Raw genomic sequence first — 18,627 nt, 5'->3', positions numbered from 1 at the left:
CACCGGCCCGCACCCGGCCGCGAACCCCGGCACCCCCACCCCTTCCGGAATCTGACGCCCCGTCATATTCTCGCGGGCGCCCACCACACATCCCGCACCCCGGAGGGCCCCGTGCACCCAGAACCTCCCAAGCTCCAGGCACACGACCTCACCCGCACCTTCGGTACCACCCACGCGCTCGGCCCCCTGGACCTCACGGTCACCCCCGGCGAGTTCGTCTGCGTCGTGGGACCGTCCGGCTGCGGCAAATCCACGCTCCTGCGCATAGCCGCGGGCCTGACCCGCCCCTCCACCGGCACCCTGGAGATCCGTACGAGCAGCCCCCGCCCGGCCGCGATGATCTTCCAGGACTACGGCATCCACGACTGGAAGACGGTCCTGGCCAACGTCCGCTTCGGCCTCGACATCCAGAAGGTGCCGCGCAAGGAGGCGAACACCCGGGCCCGCGACTGGCTCACCCGCATGGGCCTCGCCGACTTCGCCGACGCGTACCCCTCCGCGCTCTCCGGCGGCATGCGCCAGCGCGTGGCCATCGCACGGGCGCTGGCGGTCGAGCCCGAGATCCTCCTCATGGACGAACCCTTCGCCGCGCTCGACGCCCAGCTCCGCACGATCCTCCAGGACGAACTCCTGGCCCTGACCCAGTCCACGCACACCACCACGCTCTTCATCACCCACAGCCTGGAGGAGGCGATCGTCCTCGGCGACCGCGTCCTGGTGATGTCGGCCCGCCCCGGCCGGGTCATCGCCGAACGCCGCCCGCCGTTCCCCCGCCCCCGCACGGGAGGCATCCGCTCCACCCCCGAATTCAACGCACTCAAGGGCGAGTTGTGGGACCTGCTGCGCGGCGAGGTGCACCAGGAGGCGATCCCCGCATGACCACGTCCACCCCTGCCAAGACGGCCGCCGGCGATCTCCTGGTCCGCGCCCCGGGACCGCGGGAACTCCACCCCACGCGCACCCGCCGCAGGCGCCGCGCCCTGGAACTCTCCCTGGCGATCGCGGTCCCGCTCGCCCTGGTCCTGCTCTGGCAGCTGGCCGCGGCGCAGTCCTGGATCGACGAGCGCGTCTACCCGGCTCCGTCCACGATCCTCGCCGACGGCTGGGACAGGGCCGCCGACGGGGAGCTGTGGCCGGACGTGTGGGCCACCCTCAAGCGGGTCCTCGCGGGCTATGCGATCGGTACGGTGACGGGCTATCTGCTGGGTCTGCTCATGGGCTCGATCCCCTTGGTCCGAGCGGCACTCGAGCCCTTGCTCGACGCCCTGTACGTCGTACCCAAGCTCGCTCTCCTCCCCGTCTTCCTCAACATGTTCGGCCTCGGCGAAGGCCCTCAGGTCGCACTCGTCGCGGCGACCGTCTTCTTCTTCGTGTGGATCTCAACGATGGCGGCGGTGGTCTCGGTTCCCGCCGGGCACAGAGACGCGGGACAGGTTTTCGGAGCGTCGCCGTGGCAGATGTTCCGCCATGTCCTGCTGCCGGCCTCGCTGCCCGCCGTCCTCGTCGGCGCCCGCATCGCGGCGGGCGTGGCCGTCCTCGTCATCGTCGCCTCGGAACAGATCGCCGCGACGAACGGCCTCGGCCACCTCATCTTCGACGCCCGCGCGCTCTTCCAGAACGACGTGATGTTCGTCGGCATCGTCTGCGTGGCCGTGCTCGGCGTCGTCTTCTCCGAACTGGTGCGCCTGGCGGGCCGGTTCCTCACCCCATGGGCCCCGCGCGACCGCGGCCGAGGCCAGTCCTGACTTCTCTCTCATCGCGTCCTTGTACGGAGGTCCCATGCGCACCAGAACCATCGGTACGGCCCTGCTCGCGACCGGCGCCCTGCTGCTCGGTACGGCGGCCTGCGCCAAGAACGACACCTCGTCGTCCGGCGCCGCCGCGAAGCCCCGCACGATCAAACCGGTCGACGGCTGCGGCAAGGGCAGCTGGACCGATCCCGCGGACCGGGCCCCCGACCGCAAGCCCGCCCGCTGCTCGTCCGGCGCCCCGGCCCCCGTCGAGCTCGGCAAGACCCGCAAGCTGACGATCGCGACGGGCACGCTCAGCGCCGAGTACGTGGCCCCGCTCGAAATGGCCGTCAAAAAGGGCGAGTTCAAGAAGGAGGGCCTGGACGTCACCCTCAAGGTCCTCCCCACCCCCGACGCCCTCCCCCTCCTCGCCAAGGGCGACATCGACGCGCAGTGGGCCGCCCCCGAGGCCGCCGTCATGAACGGCATCCTCGGCGGCTTCGACATCAAGTGGGTCGCCGGGAACTTCTCCCCCGACCCGAAGTCCAAGTCCGGCCTCTGGGTCCACCTGAAGGACGGCCAGAGCGCGTCCCACGTGAAGATGGCCGGACGCAAGATGGGCACGATGATCGGCAAGGGCTCGGTCATCTCGTACCCCATGAACACCGCGCTCGAGGAGCACGGCGGCGGCCTCGACAAGATCCAGTTCCAGCAGCTCGGCTCGGCCGACGTACTGACCGCCCTGCAGAACGGCGGTGTCGACTCGGCCTGGCTGCTCGACCCGGTCTGGCGCAAGGTCGACGGCGACAAGCGCTACGCGTTCCTCGGCGGCCAGCCGCAGGGCGAACCGCTCGGCGGCCTCCTGTTCGGCCCGAACCTGCTCTCCGAGGACCCGGACGCCGGCGTCGCGTTCCTGCGCGCGTACATCCGCACGGTCAACACGTACTTCGCGGGCGACTACAAGAAGGACCCGGCCTTCGTCACGGAACTCGCCTCGCTCCTCAAGACCGACAAGGCGGTCCTGGAGTCGACCCCGTCCCTGCGCATGGACTGGGAGATCCGCTCCGGCACCACGGACCGGCTGCAGGAGGCGTACAAAGCGGCGGGCGTCTCGAAGGGCGAGCCGTTGCCGGAGTCGAAGACGGTGGACAGGAAGCTGTACGAGGAGGCGGTGGGCCACCGACCCTGAAAAACACTCAGGCCCGGAACCTTAGGTTCCGGGCCTGAGTCATCAGTAGCGGGGACAGGATTTGAACCTGCGACCTCTGGGTTATGAGCCCAGCGAGCTACCGAGCTGCTCCACCCCGCGGCGATGAACACAACTCTACGGCAAGCCCCCGACCAGCGCAAATTCACTGCCCCACCCTTGGAACGCCTTGGGTAATCCGCCGAGACTGGCCGCCGCCTTGGGCAATCTGCCGCCAAGGGCGGCAGGGTGGGCAAGGCGGCACCCCGGCGCGGGGCGAGCGCTCATCCGGCTCGCACCACAGTCCGGCCGGGACCGCTACAGCCCGGCAGGCCCGCCACGGCCCCGCTACGCCGAAAGCTCCTGCCGCAAAGCGTCCCGCAACCGCCCGGCCCGCTCCGCGACCTCCGCAGGACCGAGCTCCACGGCCCGAGAAGCCCACTTCTGCCCCTCGGCAAGATCCCCGCGCCGCGCGCACAGCAGGGCGAGCCGAAGCGCCGCCCGCCCGTGCCCCGCATCGGCCGCCCGCGTCCACCACAGCGCGGCCTCCGGCTCACTCCCCTCCCGGGCGAGCAGCAGCCCGAGATTGAACGCCCCGTTCCGCGACCCGGCCTCGGCCGCCGCCCGGTACCACCGCGCGGCCTCGACGACGTCACCGCGCGCGGCGGCGAGCATCCCGACCCGCACCTGGGCCCGCCGGTGCCCGTGCTCGGCAGCGCGCTCGTACCACTCCTCACACTCGGTCTTCGCCGTCACCGGCTCCCCCAGCTCGTGCCGGGGCGCGGGCGGCGTCCGCACGTCGAGCAGGGACGCCAGTCGGTACGCGGCCTCGGGGCTGCCGCCACCGGCCGCACACCGCAGATGCCGCTCGGCGCTCTGCTCGTCGCCCTCGCGCAGCCGCGCGATACCGGCCTGCAGGGCGGCCTCGGTGTGCCCGCCGGACGCGGCCCGCTCGTACCACTGGAGCGCCTTCTGGGCGGCGGCCTCCTCCTCGCGACCCGCGTAGAGGATCCCCAGATTGAAGGCGGCGTCGACGCTGCCGGCCTCGGCCGCCTTGGAGAACCAGGGCTCGGCGCCGACCGCGTCCTCGTTCTGCAGGAGCAGCACGGCGAGCGCGTTGGCCGCCTCGCGGTGCCCGGCGTACGCGGCCCGCCGGTACCAGCCCTCGGCCTGCGCGGTGCGCTTCTGCTCGGCGCACAGCAGGCCCAGGTTGTACGCGCCGTTGTTGTCGCCCGCGTCCATGGCGGCCCGGTACCAGCGCTCGGCGGTCTGCGTCTCCCCGCGCCGGGCATGCAGCGCGCCCAGCGCGTTCGCCGCGTTCCCGTCGCCGTCCTGGGCGGCGCGCAGCCACCACACGGCGGCGCTCTCCTCGTCGCCCGCGTCACGCAGCAGGAACGCGAGGGCGCACGCGGCGCGCGGCTCGCCGTCCTTGGCGGACGTCAGGTACCAACGGCCGGCCTCTTTCAGGTCGCCGCGCTTCTCCAGGATCGCGCCGAGGTGCAGCGCGGCCCTGCGGTGCCCGCGCGCGGCGGACTGCCGGTACCACTGCTCGGCCTCCTCGGCGGGGTTCCTGGTGTCGCCGGCGACGAGCACATCGGTGCCGCCCTTGCGGTCGAGCGCCCGAGCGAGCCGGTAGGCGGCCTCCCGGTGGCCGCGCTCGGCGGCGACCCGCATCCAGCGCTCGGCACCCACATCGCTGCGGTGTTCGAGCAGATCGGCGAGGGCGTACGCACCGAGCGTGTGGCCCTGCTCGGCGGACTGGCGCAGCCAGTACTCGGCGGCGGGCTCGTCCCCGCGCTCGCGGTGGTAGCGGCCCAGGGCGTGGGCGGCGGGCGCGGAACCGGCGACCGCGGCGATCCGCCACCATCCCGCGGCCTCCTCCGCATAGCCGCGCTGGTGGAGCAGGACACCCAGGTTGTTGGCGGCGGCCCGGTCGCCCGCGCCCGTGGCGTTACGCAGCAGAGGCTCGGCTCCGTCGAGATCACCGCGGCGCAGCAGCATGGCGCCGAGGACGCTCATCGCCTCGACGTCGCCGGCCTCCGCGGCCAGCCGCTGGCGTGCTTCTTCCACAACCTCGCCGGGTTCGTCCCGATCTGTCGGCTGCACAAACCGCCCTGTCTCCAACAGAGTTGCCTTGTCCCCCATAACGTCCATCGTCGCACCACCTGCAACCTGGGTACACCTCGTATACCGCAGCCAGTGAGGTCACTTCAGCGTTTTGTCGACATGCCCACAGGGAGACAAGTGAAACACAGATTCCCCAACTCTCCCCGGGCGAAGCATGGTTCGCACATACGTGGGACGTACATGGCACGCACCTGATACAGCCCTGGTACGCACCCGGCACGCGTCGCACATGCCAGTGGCTCGTGACATCCGGGGCTCTGACGCACCGAAGGCCCGGAAGCCTTAGCTTCCGAGCCTTCGATCATCAGTAGCGGGGACAGGATTTGAACCTGCGACCTCTGGGTTATGAGCCCAGCGAGCTACCGAGCTGCTCCACCCCGCGCCGTTGTGTCCAAACCGTACCACGGCGCGAGGTGTGTCCTGCTCAGCTGCCGGCCGACGCCTCCTTGTCGCCCTTCTTGTCACCGCTGCCGGCCTTGCCGTCGCCGCTCTTGTCGGCGTCCTGCCCGGCCTTCTTGTCGGCCTCGGCCTGCGCCTTCTCGGCACGGTCGAGGGCGTCCTGCAGCTTGTCCTGGGCCTCTCCGTAGGCCGCCCAGTCGCCTTCCTTGATGGCCTTCTGGCCGTCCTCGAAGGCCTTCTCGGCGTCGGCGAGCGCTTCCTTGACCGTGGAGTCGGCCGGGGTGGTCGTGTCGCCCCCACCCGGCTTCTCCGGCTCCGTGGCCGAGCCCCCGTCCACGTCGAAGGCGTCGTTCAACGCGTCCGACAAGGAGTTCGCGAAGCCCATTCTGTCGCCGTACGCGACCGCGACCTTGCGCATCAGCGGGTACTCGGAGTTGCGCCCCTGTGCGTAGATCGGCTCGACGTAGAGGAAGCCCTTGTCGAGCGGCACTGTCAGCAGATTGCCGTACAGGACCGTCGAGTCGGCGCCCTTCATGTCGCGCACCCAGTTCGCCACCGGATCCCAGGAGTTGAGCTTGTTCTGCACCTGCTCGGGTCCCTGGACCTTGTCCTCGGTGACTCTGAGCAGCTTTATGGCGCCGTAGTCCTTACTGGTCGCGTCGGCGTCCACCGCCATGAAGGCACGCAGGTTGGGCCTGCCGCTCGGGGTGAACGTCGTCGTCAGCGAGAACTGCTGGCTGGTCTGGCCCGGCATCTTCATGGACAGGTAGTACGGCGGGACCGCGCTGTTGTCCTTCTTGGTCGGGTCGTTCGGGACCTGCCAGGCGTCGGACGCGTTGTAGAACTGGTCCGAGTCCGTGACGTGGTACAGGCTCAGCAGCTCGCGCTGGACCTTGAACATGTCCTGCGGGTAGCGCAGGTGCTCCTTCAGGTCGGCCGGGATCGCGCTCTTGGGCTGGACCGTGCCGGGGAACGCCCGCTTCCAGGTCTTCAGAACCGGGTCGCTGTCGTCCCACGTGTAGAGCTTGACCTCGCCCGTGTACGCGTCGACGGTCGCCTTCACCGAATTACGGATGTAGTTGACCTGGTTCTGCTGGGCCACCACGGAGCGCTGGCTGTCGCCCTCGTTGAGGGAGTCGGCAGTGGTGTCGCCGAGCGTCGTGCGGGACGCGTACGGGTAGCCGTTCGACGTCGTGTAGGCGTCGACGACCCACTTGATCTTTCCGTCGACGACGGTCGGGTACGCGTCACCGTCGATGGTCAGCCACGGGGCGACGGCCTCGACGCGCTCCTTCGGGGTGCGGTTGTACAGGATCCGCGAGCCCTCGCCGATGGCTCCCGAGTAGAGGATCTGCGGCTCGCTGAAGGACACCGCGTACGCGGCCCTGTTGATCGGGTTCGACAGGTTGACGCCGCTGTCGCCCTCGTAGCTCGTGGTCTTCTGCGTGCCGTCTTCCTGCTCGTAGTCCAGCTCCTTCTGCGGCCCGCCGACGATCGAGTACTGCGTCGTCTTCTCGCCGTAGTAGATGCGCTGGTTGTAGTTCCCGAGGTCACCGCCGGTCGGCAGACCCGACTCGGTGAACTGGGGGGCGCCCTGGGACGTCGAGGTGCCCTTCGCCGTCACGGCTCCGTAGCCGTGCGTGTAGACGAAGTGGTCGTTGATCCAGTTGCGCTTGTCGAGCTTGCTCAGGTTCAGCTCGCGCAGACCCACGACGGTGTCCTGGCCCTTGTACCGGTCCACGTCCAGGGTCGTCGGGAACTGGTAGTACTTCCGCTGCTGCTCGAGCTGCTGGAAGGTCGGCGAGACGATGTTCGGGTCGTTCAGGCGGTAGCTGGCCGCCGAGTCGGCCTCCGTGCGCTGCTTCTTGGTGTCCTCGTCGGACCCCTCACCGCTGTAGTCCGCGACCGCCGACTTGTCGATGCTGTACGCCTTGCGCGTCGCCTCGATGTTCTTCTGGATGTACGGCGCTTCCTTGGACTGCTCGTTCGGCTGCACCTGGAACTTCTGCACGATGGCCGGGTACAGGCCGCCGATCAGGATCGCCGAGAGCACCATCAGGCCGAAGCCGATGACCGGCAGCTGCCAGGTGCGCCGCCACAGGGTCGCGAAGAACAGCACCGCGCAGATGGCGGCGATGCAGAAGAGGATCGTCTTGGCGGGCAGATAGGCGTTCGCGTCGACGTACCTGAGGCCCGTCCAGTTGTCCGTCGCCTTGAAGTCGCTCGACTTCACCGCGAGCCCGTACCGGTCGAGCCAGTACGCCACGGCCTTCAGGGTGACGAAGACGCCCAGGAGGACGGAGAGGTGACCCGTCGCGGCCGCCGTGGCGCGCGCGCCCGGGCTGGTGATGCGCAGCCCGCCGTACAGGTAGTGCGTCAGCGCTGCGGCGACCAGGCCGATGACGGCGGCCGCGAAGCCGAAGCCCAGCAGGAAGCGGTACCACGGCAGGTCGAACGCGTAGAAGGACACGTCCAGGTGGAACTGCGGGTCCTTCTGGTTGAACGGCACCCCGTTCACGAACATCAGCCATGTGCGCCACTGGCTCGCGGCCGAGGCTCCCGCGATCAGACCCACGAGGGCGGTGATCCCGAGCAGCAGCCACTTCTTGAAGGGCGCGATGCCCATCCGGTAGCGGTCGAGGCTCTGCTGTTCCGTCGACATGGCGCTCAGCGGCGGACGCAGCCGGTGCGCCAGCCAGATGTTCACGCCCACGGCGAGCGCCATGAGCAGACCGAAGACGAAGAAGAGTCCGATCTTCGTCCAGAGCGTCGTCGTGAACACGGACGAGTAGTTGACCGAGCGGTACCAGAGCCAGTCCGTCCAGAACCCGGCGAACATGACGAAGGCCATGCCGAGCACGGCCAGGACGCCCAGCGTCAACAGCAGCGTCCGGGCACGCCGGGAGGGGCGTCCCACTCTGATCCGCGGCCCCGTCGGGCCCCCGCCCCGGTCCGGCATCTGGAAAGCCAAGGTGCGCACCTCGAAAGTTCGGTAATCGATCTGTTCAGGCCCCCGAGATCGCGGACCCCTCACCTATGCAACTTACTCAGGCTTTACTCAGTTCCCGGTTCGGGGGAGGAACGAGGCAGGATTGTGACCATGTCCAACACCCCCATGGCAGCAAGCCCCCTCACCCGCTCCGTTCTCGAGATCGACGAGTACGCCTCCGGGATGGGCTGGGACCAGCCCGCCCGCCTGTTCGCCCTCGTCGACACCGCCGCGCTCCGCGTGCAGGAACCCGCTCTCGCCGCCCAGCTCGGCCTGGAGAGCGAGGGCGAGGTCACCGGCTTCACCCCGATCCTTCAGGACGAGGTTCCCGCCTCCAAGCCGCTGGACGAGTTCCTCGGCACCATCGCCTGGCCCGACGCCGTCGCGGGCTGCGCGCTGACGGTGGAGCGCCTCATGCTGCCGCCGTCCGCGGAGGCGACCGTCCCCGAGGGCCTCAGCGGCAAGAAGCTCACGCAGTGGGTCGCCGAGCACCCGGACCGCCAGGAGGTCCGGATGACGGTCGCGGTGCTGCGCGACGGCACCCGTGACTCGGCGCTGCGGCTGCGCGAGAAGGACTCGCCCACCGAGGTCCTCACGGGGTCGGACCTGGTCCCGGGCCTCGCCGATGCGCTGGCGGCGACCTTCGCCGAGTGAGCCGTACGAGGCTTTCTCCGTCCACGTAGAGGGGCGCCGCGGGAAAATCCCGCGGCGCCCCTCCACGTAGAGCCTGCAGATGCAAACACCGGCTGTGCGCAGCCCGGTCTCAGCTCTTGGTGGTGCACTTCGGCAGAGCGGCGGTGTCGCCGCTGCGGATGTCCTTCATGGCGTCCATGGCGTCGTCCAGGGTGTTCACCTTGATGAGCGTGAGCCCGTCCGGGGTGTCCTTGGCCGCGGTCGCGCAGTTGTCCTTCGGCGTCAGGAAGTACTCCGCGCCCTTGTCGCGCGCGCCGACGAGCTTCATCCCGATGCCGCCGATCGGGCCGACCTTGCCGTCGTCGTCGATGGTGCCGGTGCCGGCCACGAACTTGCCGCCGGTCAGGTCGGTGGGCGTGAGCTTGTCGACGATGCCGAGGGAGAACATCAGGCCGGCGCTGGGGCCGCCGACGTCGGCGAGCTTGATGTCGATCTGGAACGGGAAGGTGTGGTCGGTCCCTGCCTGGATGCCGACGATCGCCCGGCCGTCATCGGCCTTGTCCGTCCTGATCGTCACGTTCTCCGTACCGGTGGCCTGCTTGCCCTCCTTCTCGGCGGCGGCGGCCTCCTTGACGGGCACGACGGTGAAGACCACGTTCTCGCCGGGCTTGTGCTCGGTGACGAGCTTCGCGACGTCGGTGGGCTTGGTGACCTTCTTGCCGTCGACTGCCTTGATGACGTCACCGGCGTGCAGCTTGCCCTCGGCGGGGCTGTCCTTGACGACGGTGGAGACGATCACCCAGGACTTCACGGGGATGTCCAGCTCGTTCAGGGCGGCGACCTTGGCGCTCTCCTGGGACTGGCTGAACTCCTCGGCGTTCTCCTGCGAGGACTGCTCCTCGGTCTGGCCGTCCGGGTAGAGCGTGTCGTGCGGCACCACGATGCTGTCGTGGGCGAGCCATCCGTAGACCGCGGACACCAGGTTCATGTTGAAGTCGGCGCTGGTGACCCGAACCGTCGTCATGTTGAGGTGCCCCGACGTGTCGTACGTCTTGTGTCCGGAGATCTGGATCACGGGTTCACCGCCGTGGTCCGCGAGGGTGTTCACCGTCGGGCCCGGGGACATCTCCGCGTAGGGCACTTTGATGAGCACCCCGGCGCAGAGCAGCGCGATCAACATGAGGGTCGAGGCGAGCATCGTCGCGGTGCGGCGTGGCATGGAACGACAGTACGGGACGCGTCTGTCAGTGCACCTGTGGGGCCGGTCCGTATGGCCCCACCCCTCACGCGGCCCTCACGTACCGGAGTGCGACTTCTCCATCGCCTCACGGAAGCGTTCGTAGCCGCTGAGTTCGGTCACGTCACCGGTCTTGTGGCGGTTGCGCCCGGCCCAGACGCCCCAGAACCCGGCGCCGACCGCAGCGACAACCGGAATGAACAGCCACGTGAGTGCTGCCATGCCGACCTCCCGACCCCATGTGCGACCGCAACTGACTGATCAGCAGATTAACCATCCGCACTGTCAACGCTCGCCGCAGGGGTGCGGTTACGCAACCGGAACCTCAGCAGGCTCCGACCCACTCTTCTGTCCCATCGGAGAACTTCTGGTGCTTCCAGATGGGCACTTCGTGCTTCAGGTCGTCGATGAGCTTGCGGCACGCCTCGAAGGCCTCGCCGCGGTGCGGGCAGGACACGGCGACGACGACGGCGAGATCACCGACCGTCAGATCACCGACGCGGTGGACGGCCGCGAGCGCGCGCACCGGGTACTCGGCGACGACCTTCTCCGCGACGCGCCGCATCTCGGCCTCCGCGGTCGGGTGGCACGAGTACCCGAGCAGGTCCACGTCGGCCCCGCCGTCGTGATTGCGCACGGTCCCCACGAAGAGCGCGGTGCCGCCCGCCGCGTCGTCGCCGACGGCCGTGAAGACCTCGTCGACGGAGAGCGGAGTCTCTCGAATGGCGAGCAGCTTGATGGGATCCTGCGCCGCTCGCTCGCCGGGGTGATCGTGCTGGGTGGGTACCATGTCCTCATGGTGCCGCACGCCACCGACAACGTGGAATTGCTCTTTCCTACAGGGTGACCGGCTACGGGCAGGCGTTCCGCACGGCGGAACGGGTGGGCGCGGTCCAGGCCTCAGATGCGCCGCCGGGCCTTCCGGACCCGCCGCACCACCGCGGCCGTACCCAGCAGGGCCACCGTCGCTCCCGCCGCACCGGCGGCCGTCGCGTCCTTGCGCCCGAGCCGCCGCCCGGCCACGGTGCGCCGGCCCGCGACCTCCTCCAGCAGCTCCGCGAGCACCTCCTCGTTGGTCCACTGCGGGCGCCACCCGGCGTCGTGCAGCCTGCTCCCGCTGACCACCCAGGGGTACATCGTGTAGGCCAGGTCCCCGGCGGGCGACGGCGTGAGTCCGATCCGGTGCAGTCGCGCCGCGGCGCCGAGCGCGACGGCCGAGGGCAGCTCCATGCGGCGGATCCCGCTGAGCTCCTCGACCTCTTCCTGTTCCAGCCACCCGTCGCAGCCGACCGCGAGCTCTCCGTCGACCTTCTCCAGGACCGCGTACTCGAGGGCGCTGCACAGGTCCTCCACGTGGCAGAACTGCCAGGCGGGCCGCGAACCGGCGACCACGAGGAGGCGCGGCGACTCGAAGTAGCGCGTGAGGGCCGTGTCCGTGCCGCCGACGAGGACCGCGGGACGCACCACGGTGACGTTGAGGCCGGGGTGAGCCCGGGGCGCGCGGCGCGCGAGTCGCTCGATCTCCAGGAGGTCGCCGACTCCGGTCGCCTCCGCGGTGGCGCGCAGTTCCGCGTCCTCGGAGAGCGGCAGCTCGTTGTCGGCGAGCGCCCCGTAGACCATCGTCGAGGTGCAGAGCACGACACGGTGCACGCCGGCCGCCGCGGCGGCGGTCAGCACGGTCTGGGTGCCGCGCACGTTGTAGGCGGTGCGGGCCGCCGGGTCGGACTCCAGATCGAGGTCGAGCGCGAGGTGCACGACGACGTCCGCGCCCCGCAGCTTCTCGGCGATGGCCGGATCCCGCACGTCCAGGATGTGCCAGGTCGCGGACGCGCACTCGCCCCGCCGCTCGTCGATGGCGAGCACCTGCTTGATCGCTTCGGAGGCGGCGAGCCGCTCGGTGAGCAGGGCTCCGATGCCGGACGCGGCACCGGTGACCGCGACGACGGGACCGCGCACGGCCGCACTGGTTGAGGGGTTTCGCGCTGCGCGAACCTGCGGATCTGGGGAACTCACCGGGCGTCTCCAGCGGTTGTCTTCAATACGTACGTGTATGACGCGTACGTACCAGGAGGCATCCATCCTGCCGCAGGCCATGAGTCGGCGAAGCACCGAGGCCCTATCCCGTCACGGTGTCTACGCTGGGTGTGTGTAGTCGGGCAGTCGCCACCGGGGCAGAACCGGTGGCCTTACCAGCCGAGGAATCCCGTGAGTGACACCCCATTCGGTTTCGGCCTTCCGCCGGAGGAGCCGGAAGACGGCGACGAGGGCAAGAAGAAGGACCAGCAGGGCGGTGGCGGTCAGGGACCGGCCAACCCCTTCGGATTCGGCGGTTTCCCGGGCCTTCCAGGCGCGGGCGGCCCCGGCGGCGCGGGCGGGGACAACCCGTTCGCGGCGATGTTCGGATCGATGAATCCGAACGATCTGGGGGCGGCCTTCCAGCAGCTCGGCCAGATGCTCTCCTACGAGGGCGGCCCGGTGAACTGGGACATGGCCAAGGACATCGCCCGCCAGACGGTCTCCCAAGGCACGCAGGACGGCGTGAAGGACGCGAGCGTGGGCTCCGCCGACCGCACCGCGGTCGAGGAGGCCGTACGCCTGGCCGACCTGTGGCTGGACGACGCGACGTCGCTGCCTTCGGGCGCGCACTCGGCCGTGGCGTGGAGCCGCGCCGAGTGGGTCGAGGCGACCCTTCCCGCGTGGAAGGAGCTCGTCGACCCGGTCGCCGAGCGCGTCGGCCTGGCCATGGGCGACGTGCTGCCCGAGGAGATGCAGGCCATGGCGGGCCCGCTGATCGGCATGATGCGCTCCATGGGCGGCGCCATGTTCGGCTCGCAGATCGGGCAGGCGCTCGGTGTGCTCGCGGGCGAGGTCGTCGGCTCCACGGACGTCGGTCTGCCGCTGGCCCCGGCCGGCAAGGCCGCGCTGCTCCCGCTGAACGTCGAGGCGTTCGGCAAGGACCTCGGCGTCCCGCAGGAGGAGGTCCGCCTCTACCTGGCGCTGCGCGAGGCCGCCCACCAGCGGCTGTTCGCGCACGTGCCGTGGCTGCGGTCGCACCTGTTCGGCGCGGTCGACGGATACGCGCGCGGCATCAAGGTCGACACCACGAAGCTGGAGGACGTGGTCGGCCAGTTCGACCCGCAGAATCCGGAGCAGATCCAGGAAGCTCTCCAGCAGGGCATGTTCCAGCCGGAGGACACCCCGGAGCAGAAGGCCGCCCTGGCGCGCCTGGAGACCGCTCTGGCGCTCGTGGAGGGCTGGGTCGACGCGGTGGTCCACGCGGCCGCGAAGCCGCGCCTGTCGTCCGCCGACGCGCTGCGCGAGACGCTGCGCCGCCGCCGTGCGACCGGCGGCCCGGCGGAGCAGACGTTCGCGACCCTGATCGGCCTGGAGCTGCGTCCGCGCCGCCTGCGTGACGCCTCGCGCCTGTGGGCCTCGCTCACGGACGCGCGCGGTGTCGACGGCCGTGACGGCCTGTGGGCGCACCCGGACATGCTGCCGACGGCGTCCGACCTGGACGACCCGGACGGCTTCGTGCACCGCGAGCAGCTGGACTTCTCCGAGCTCGACAAGATGCTCGGCGAGGCCGCCGACGGCACCGGCGAGAAGCCGAACCTGTCCAAGGACGATGACGGCAGCGAGGACGACGACACCAAGTGAGCCTGTACGACGACGCGGTCCTCGTGCTCAAGAGCTACGAGGACCAGCCGGAACTGCGCCAGGCCTACCTGGACCATCTCGCCACGCACGGCGACGCCGGCCTGTGGAGGCCCTGCACGGCGGGCCATCTGACGGCGAGCGCCCTGGTGATCGACCCCGAGCGCGGGCGCGTGCTGCTCACGCTCCACAAGAAGCTGCAGATGTGGCTCCAGATGGGCGGTCACTGCGAGCCCGGCGACGCGACGCTGGCGGCCGCGGCGCTGCGCGAGGCGACCGAGGAGTCCGGCATCCCGGGCCTCACGCTGCTGCCGGGGGGCCCGGTGCGTCTGGACCGGCACCCGATCCCCGGCCCGTGCGCCCAGCACCTGGACACGCAGTACGCGGCGCTCGCCCCGGCGGACGCCACGGAGGCGATCAGCGACGAGTCGCTGGACCTGCGCTGGTTCCCGTACGACAAGGTCGCTGACGTCGCCGACGCGTCAGTGGTCCGCCTGGTGGAGGCGACGCGGGCGCGCCTTTGAGGACGTACGCGCCTTTGAGGACGTACGGGTAAGGGGCGGACACCATGGTGTCCGCCCCTTACCCGTTGTCTTCTGCCTGTTGCCGTGAGCGGCTAGCTCCAGACGTTCCCCTGGTTCGCGCCGCGGGCGCCCTGCTGCCCCATCCCGTACTGGGCGGCGAGGCCACCGCCGATCGCCGCGTTCTGCGGCGGCAGCAGCTCGCTGGGCTGGACGAGCGCGTAACCGCTGCCCATGAAGCTGAGCTCCCAGCCCTCGCCGGTGTTGCCGCGACGCCGCCAGACGCCCGAGGAGTGCGTCTGGGCCTGCATCTGGACCCGGAGCCTGGTCGACCAGGCGACGATGGCGTCCGCGTCGGCGTTGACGTACTTGTCGGGCGTGACCTGCATCATCAACGGCTGGCCCGACGTCATCAGGGCGACCTTGCCGCGGCCGGTGATGTTGAGCTGGTACTTGCCGGAGCCGGAGATGCCGAACTGGCTGTCCACGGCGATGACCTCATGGTGCAGCGAGGAGTCCATCGCCAGCACGTAGCTGCTGTCGACGGTCAGACCGTCCTGCTCGACATCCACTACGTGGATGTACTGGGCGAGGTTCGCGAGATAGACGACGCCCTGGCCGTGGCAGCGCATCAGGCTGAGACCCTCGCCGGTGGTGGCGCGTGCGCGCCGCTGCCCGGAGGTCTGGTACTCGCCGTCGAACTCGACGAGCCCCTGATAGGCGACCATCGCGCCCTTACGGGCGACGATGTCGTCGTGGCCTTCCAGGACGACCCGCAGCATCTGCGGGTTCTGCACCGTGTAGCGCTCCTGGGACTGCTGCTCGGCGTATGCGAAAAGCGGGCTCTGCATGGTGTTTCGTTCCCCCCTCAGCCCCGGGCTCGGAGACGGTCGGTGCTGTCCTCGCTGGGCTGTACGACGACGATGCCCTCGCCGGAGAAGCCCATCTGGTAGGCCTCGCCGCTGCCGCGCCCGATGAGCGAGCCGGCCCGGAAGCTGCGCTTGCCCTTGACCTTGAGCTTCGGCGACCAGGCGATGAGCGCGTCCGGGTCCACGTACGTCTCGTCCTCGCCGCGACCGCAGTCGACGACGATCGGGGTGCCGCGCGAGGTCAGGGCGACGAAGCCCTGGCCGCTGATCGTGATGTTCCACAGGCCCTGGCCCGCGAACTTGGCGAGGCCCTTCACGCGCTCGACGCCCCACTGGAGGTGCGCGTCGAAGGCGAGCAGGTTGGTGCCGTTGACGGAGATGGAGTCGCCGCCGAGGTTGATGACGACGACATCCGCGCCGTAGTCGGCGAGGTACAGCAGGCCGTCTCCGGAGGCCTTCATCAACGGCGCGCCCTCGCCCGTGATCCAGTCGCGTGCGATCTGGCGTACGGCGGGCGGGTTGGGCTCGTACTGGACGAAGCCTTCGTAGGCGACCATCGAGCCCACGCGCGCGAAGAGGTCGTTACCGGTCTGCATGGCGACCTTCAGCATGTTGCTGCCGTGGTTCTCCATGCGGGCGGCGATCGGGGTCGGGGCGTAGCCCGTGAGTGGCTGGTTCATGACGGGCTCCCTCAGACCTCGTACGGCTGGACGACGATGAAGTTGCCGGGTGCGCCCCGGAACTGCAGGTTCACGCCTTCGCCGCTGTGGCCCGGGTAGGAGTTGCGGCGCATGCGGACCTGGCTGGTGACGATCGCCTGGGCGGCCGCGGACCAGGCCACGACGGCGTTGGAGTCGGCGAACGTCGTCGGCGTCACCGGCAGCACGACCGGGGTGCCGTGCGTCTTCACGACGACGGTTCCCGTGCCCTGGAACTGCATCACGAACAGGGCACCTCCCGGGATGCCGTGTCCCTCGATCCTGCGCACCTCGTACTGGAGGCTCTCGTCGAAGGCGAGCACGTTCTCGGAGGAGACGCAGAGCGCGTCGCCCTGGAGCTCGATGGGGTGCACGTGGGTGGCCTCTTCGGCGAAGAACACCTGGCCGCGGCCGGTGCAGCGCATCAGCTGCATCTCCTGGCCGGTGGCGTTGCCCACGATGCGGCCCGCGAAGCCGGCGCCCTTGTAGCTGAATTCGACCTTGCCCTGGTAGAGCACCATGCTGCCCTGCCGGGCGAGCACGGCCTGATCGCCGCCGGCGCCGAGGTCGACGCGGATCAGCTTCTTGTTCTGCGGTGTCCAGCGCTGCCCGGTGGGTGCCTCGCGGTACTTCTCCAGGGCGGCCGTCACGCCGGGCGCGGGCGCCTGCTGCGGGACGCCTTGCGGCGTGCCGTACGGGGACGGGGCCGCGGGCGGCTGCCCGTGGCCCTGCGGGGCGGGCGGCGTCTGCGGCTGCTGGCCGTAGCCGGGCGGCAGGGACGCGCCGCCCTGGCCCGGGACCTGCCCGAACTGGGGCTGCTGCGGCTGCTGCTGCCCGTACGGGCTGGGGGCGGACGGCGGTGGCACGGCGCCCGGCGGCGTGGCCAGCGGCGCGGCGATGGTCGGGGCCGCGTGGATCGCAGGCGCGGCCGGGGTGGGTGCGGGCGGCGGTGTGGGGCTCTGCGGCGGCGCGAAGTTCTGCGGTGCCGGGGCCGGCGCGGGAGCGGGGGGCGGCGGGGGCGCGGAAGGTGCGGGCGCACCGAAGGCGGGCGGCGCCGAGGCCTGTGCGGGCGGCGCGAATCCGGGACTCGCGGTCTGCTGCGGCGCGGCGGCGGGCTCCTCCTCGGCGACCTCACCGCCGAAGTTCTTGAGCAGCGCGTCCAGGCCACCGTCGAAGCCCTGTCCGACGGCCGCGAAACGCCAGACGTCCTTCAGGTAGAAGTCGCCCAGCATCACGGCACGTTCGGTGGAGAACTCGCTGCCGTTGAAGGAGTACCGGACGACCTCCTCACCACCGGCGACGATCCGGATGTAACCGGGGGCCACCTGCGACATCTGTCCCGCGCCGTCGACGGTCGCGGTGAACGACAGCTTGTGGATGTTCGCGGGGATCTTGTCGAGCGTGACACGGAAGGACTCGGTGTCACCGGCCTGTGCGCCCAGCAATTGGACGGATTCCTCGGGGGTCTTCGGCTGGTTGAAGAAGACGAAGTAACGGTCGTCGGAGAGCCGTTCCTCGGCGTCGAGGCCGAAGCAACTGATGTCGAAGGTCAGCCCGGGACCGGTGATCTGTACGCCTACGTACAGATCCGTCCCCGCGGTGAGGTCACTGATCTTGGCCTTGTGGCCGCGTTGGAATTCCCTGGCCATGCGTAACGACCGTCCCCCATCCCGATGGTGATTGCGTCGCGCCAGGCTAACTGCAAACCCCGGGAGTGGGACATGTCGGTACAGCCCTGGTACAGAACCGTCCCGGAAGTCCCCTGAGCCTCAGGCCCGCGGTCAGTCGCCGCGCGCGGCCGGCAGGTGCGGCAGCCGGTCCGCGGCCACCACACCTTCGAGGTAGCCACGCGCCCGCTCGGTACGCGGATACGCCTCCAGCAGCCGCCAGAAGCGCGGCCCGTGACCGGGCACCAGCAGATGCGCGAGCTCGTGGATCAGCACGTAGTCGATGACGTACTCGGGCATGCCCTGCAGGCGGTGCGAGAGGCGGATGCTGCCCTCGGCGGGGGTGCAGGAACCCCATCGGGTGTTCTGGTTCGTGACCCAGCGAACGGACGCGGGGCGGGCCTTGCCGTCGAGGTACTGCTCGGAGAGTTGCTCGGCGCGCTCGGCCAGCTCGGCGTCCCCGAGGACGCGCTTGCTCTCCTGCGCCGCGAGCTTGTCGAGCATGACACCGACCCAGCGCTTCTCCTCGGCCTCCGACATCCGGGCCGGGATGAGGACCACGGTGCGATCGCCCTCGCGGTAGGCGGAGACCGTCCTGCGCCGCCGGGAGCTTCTGCGGACCTCGACCGCGCTCGCCCCAAGGCCGCCTGGCGGCGGTTTCGTCGTGCTGCGCTGCGCGGTCGTGGCACGGTGCAGTGGGTCGGCGGGCACGCCCCGACGTTACCCGCTGTACAGGGCGGAAGTCCCGCCTCCGGAACTCTTCGGTGTGCTGCCGCGCCACCGTCGTTCCATTGGTACGACTATCACCCACCGCCTGTGGACAACCGTCGGCACGCTCGCCGATCGGGCGGGCATGCTGGCCCTCGATCGACGCGAACGGCACCCGCCCCATCGGCGGGTACACAGCACGGGGGACA

General features: G+C 70.1%; 16 protein-coding genes and 2 tRNA genes. 6 read left to right on the top strand and 12 right to left on the bottom strand.

Features of this window, described 5'->3' with window-relative positions; all coding sequences use genetic code 11:
* The first annotated feature begins 111 nt into the window (after window positions 1–111).
* Genes B072_RS0137645 through B072_RS0137635 form a run of 3 tightly spaced genes read left to right on the top strand, consistent with a single transcriptional unit; the run spans window position 112 to window position 2,919 of the window.
* Window positions 112–879 carry an ABC transporter ATP-binding protein gene (locus B072_RS0137645; RefSeq protein ID WP_018535155.1) on the top strand — a complete coding sequence of 256 codons (768 nt, stop codon included), beginning with the start codon at window positions 112–114 and terminating at the stop codon, window positions 877–879.
* Window positions 876–1,745: an ABC transporter permease gene (locus B072_RS0137640; protein WP_018535154.1), complete on the top strand. Its 870-nt coding sequence runs from the start codon at window positions 876–878 to the stop codon at window positions 1,743–1,745. Before B072_RS0137645 ends, B072_RS0137640 begins: the two co-directional genes overlap by 4 nt.
* Before the next feature lie 34 nt (window positions 1,746–1,779).
* A complete protein-coding gene (locus tag B072_RS0137635) occupies window positions 1,780–2,919 on the top strand; it encodes an ABC transporter substrate-binding protein (RefSeq protein ID WP_018535153.1) in 1,140 nt (379 codons plus the stop codon).
* Between the two features lie 46 nt (window positions 2,920–2,965).
* On the opposite strand, the gene B072_RS0137630 is transcribed toward B072_RS0137635, so the two are convergent.
* The 4 genes from B072_RS0137630 to B072_RS0137615 all read right to left on the bottom strand — a co-directional run bounded on the left by B072_RS0137630 (window position 2,966) and on the right by B072_RS0137615 (window position 8,401).
* A tRNA-Met gene (locus B072_RS0137630) sits at window positions 2,966–3,039 on the bottom strand.
* Between the two features lie 225 nt (window positions 3,040–3,264).
* The gene (locus B072_RS0137625; RefSeq protein ID WP_078506720.1) at window positions 3,265–5,070 is read right to left on the bottom strand and encodes a tetratricopeptide repeat protein; all 1,806 of its coding nucleotides are present in this window, start codon (window positions 5,068–5,070) and stop codon (window positions 3,265–3,267) included.
* Between the two features lie 281 nt (window positions 5,071–5,351).
* A tRNA-Met gene (locus tag B072_RS0137620) sits at window positions 5,352–5,425 on the bottom strand.
* A 42-nt stretch (window positions 5,426–5,467) separates the two neighbouring features.
* On the bottom strand, window positions 5,468–8,401 hold the full coding sequence (locus B072_RS0137615) for a UPF0182 family protein (protein ID WP_078506719.1): 2,934 nt from the start codon (window positions 8,399–8,401) through the stop codon (window positions 5,468–5,470).
* A gap of 141 nt (window positions 8,402–8,542) precedes the next feature.
* Between B072_RS0137615 and B072_RS0137610 the strand changes: the two genes are divergently transcribed.
* Entirely contained in the window at window positions 8,543–9,085 is a 543-nt protein-coding gene (locus B072_RS0137610) for a PPA1309 family protein (RefSeq protein WP_018535150.1), read from the top strand.
* Between the two features lie 109 nt (window positions 9,086–9,194).
* Here the strand turns inward: B072_RS0137610 and B072_RS0137605 are convergent, their stop codons facing one another.
* The 4 genes from B072_RS0137605 to B072_RS0137590 form a co-directional block, all read right to left on the bottom strand.
* Window positions 9,195–10,283 (bottom strand): PDZ domain-containing protein, encoded by a 1,089-nt coding sequence (locus tag B072_RS0137605; RefSeq protein WP_018535149.1) that lies wholly within the window; start codon window positions 10,281–10,283, stop codon window positions 9,195–9,197.
* Window positions 10,284–10,358: 75 nt separating this feature from the next.
* Window positions 10,359–10,523, bottom strand: a complete 165-nt coding sequence (locus tag B072_RS48885; RefSeq protein WP_018535148.1) for a hypothetical protein — start codon at window positions 10,521–10,523, stop codon at window positions 10,359–10,361.
* 103 nt (window positions 10,524–10,626) lie between these two features.
* Entirely contained in the window at window positions 10,627–11,091 is a 465-nt protein-coding gene (locus B072_RS0137595; protein WP_018535147.1) for a molybdenum cofactor biosynthesis protein MoaE, read from the bottom strand.
* 110 nt (window positions 11,092–11,201) lie between these two features.
* The gene (locus B072_RS0137590) at window positions 11,202–12,314 is read right to left on the bottom strand and encodes an SDR family oxidoreductase (RefSeq protein WP_026246712.1); all 1,113 of its coding nucleotides are present in this window, start codon (window positions 12,312–12,314) and stop codon (window positions 11,202–11,204) included.
* A 192-nt stretch (window positions 12,315–12,506) separates the two neighbouring features.
* Between B072_RS0137590 and B072_RS0137585 the strand changes: the two genes are divergently transcribed.
* Both B072_RS0137585 and B072_RS0137580 read left to right on the top strand, forming a co-directional pair.
* Window positions 12,507–13,958, top strand: a complete 1,452-nt coding sequence (locus B072_RS0137585; protein WP_018535145.1) for a zinc-dependent metalloprotease — start codon at window positions 12,507–12,509, stop codon at window positions 13,956–13,958.
* Complete coding sequence (locus B072_RS0137580; protein WP_018535144.1) at window positions 13,955–14,479, top strand: NUDIX hydrolase; 525 nt, start codon at window positions 13,955–13,957, stop codon at window positions 14,477–14,479. The genes B072_RS0137585 and B072_RS0137580 overlap by 4 nt, the downstream gene beginning before the upstream one ends.
* Before the next feature lie 92 nt (window positions 14,480–14,571).
* Here B072_RS0137580 and B072_RS0137575 read toward each other — a convergent pair whose 3' ends face one another.
* The 4 genes from B072_RS0137575 to B072_RS0137560 all read right to left on the bottom strand — a co-directional run bounded on the left by B072_RS0137575 (window position 14,572) and on the right by B072_RS0137560 (window position 18,421).
* Window positions 14,572–15,327, bottom strand: coding sequence for an AIM24 family protein (locus tag B072_RS0137575; RefSeq protein WP_018535143.1), 756 nt, complete (start codon window positions 15,325–15,327; stop codon window positions 14,572–14,574).
* 17 nt (window positions 15,328–15,344) lie between these two features.
* On the bottom strand, window positions 15,345–16,025 hold the full coding sequence (locus B072_RS0137570) for an AIM24 family protein (RefSeq protein ID WP_018535142.1): 681 nt from the start codon (window positions 16,023–16,025) through the stop codon (window positions 15,345–15,347).
* 11 nt (window positions 16,026–16,036) lie between these two features.
* Complete coding sequence (locus B072_RS0137565) at window positions 16,037–17,692, bottom strand: TerD family protein (RefSeq protein ID WP_018535141.1); 1,656 nt, start codon at window positions 17,690–17,692, stop codon at window positions 16,037–16,039.
* A 132-nt stretch (window positions 17,693–17,824) separates the two neighbouring features.
* Window positions 17,825–18,421, bottom strand: a complete 597-nt coding sequence (locus B072_RS0137560) for a M48 family metallopeptidase (RefSeq protein WP_026246711.1) — start codon at window positions 18,419–18,421, stop codon at window positions 17,825–17,827.
* Between the last annotated feature and the right edge of the window lie 206 nt (window positions 18,422–18,627).

It is taken from the genome of Streptomyces sp. HmicA12 (assembly GCF_000373565.1).
In the GTDB taxonomy this organism is placed as follows: Bacteria; Actinomycetota; Actinomycetes; order Streptomycetales; family Streptomycetaceae; genus Streptomyces.
The sequence above is the reverse complement of the archived record's forward strand: the minus strand, read 5'-3'. Positions and strand labels throughout refer to the sequence as shown.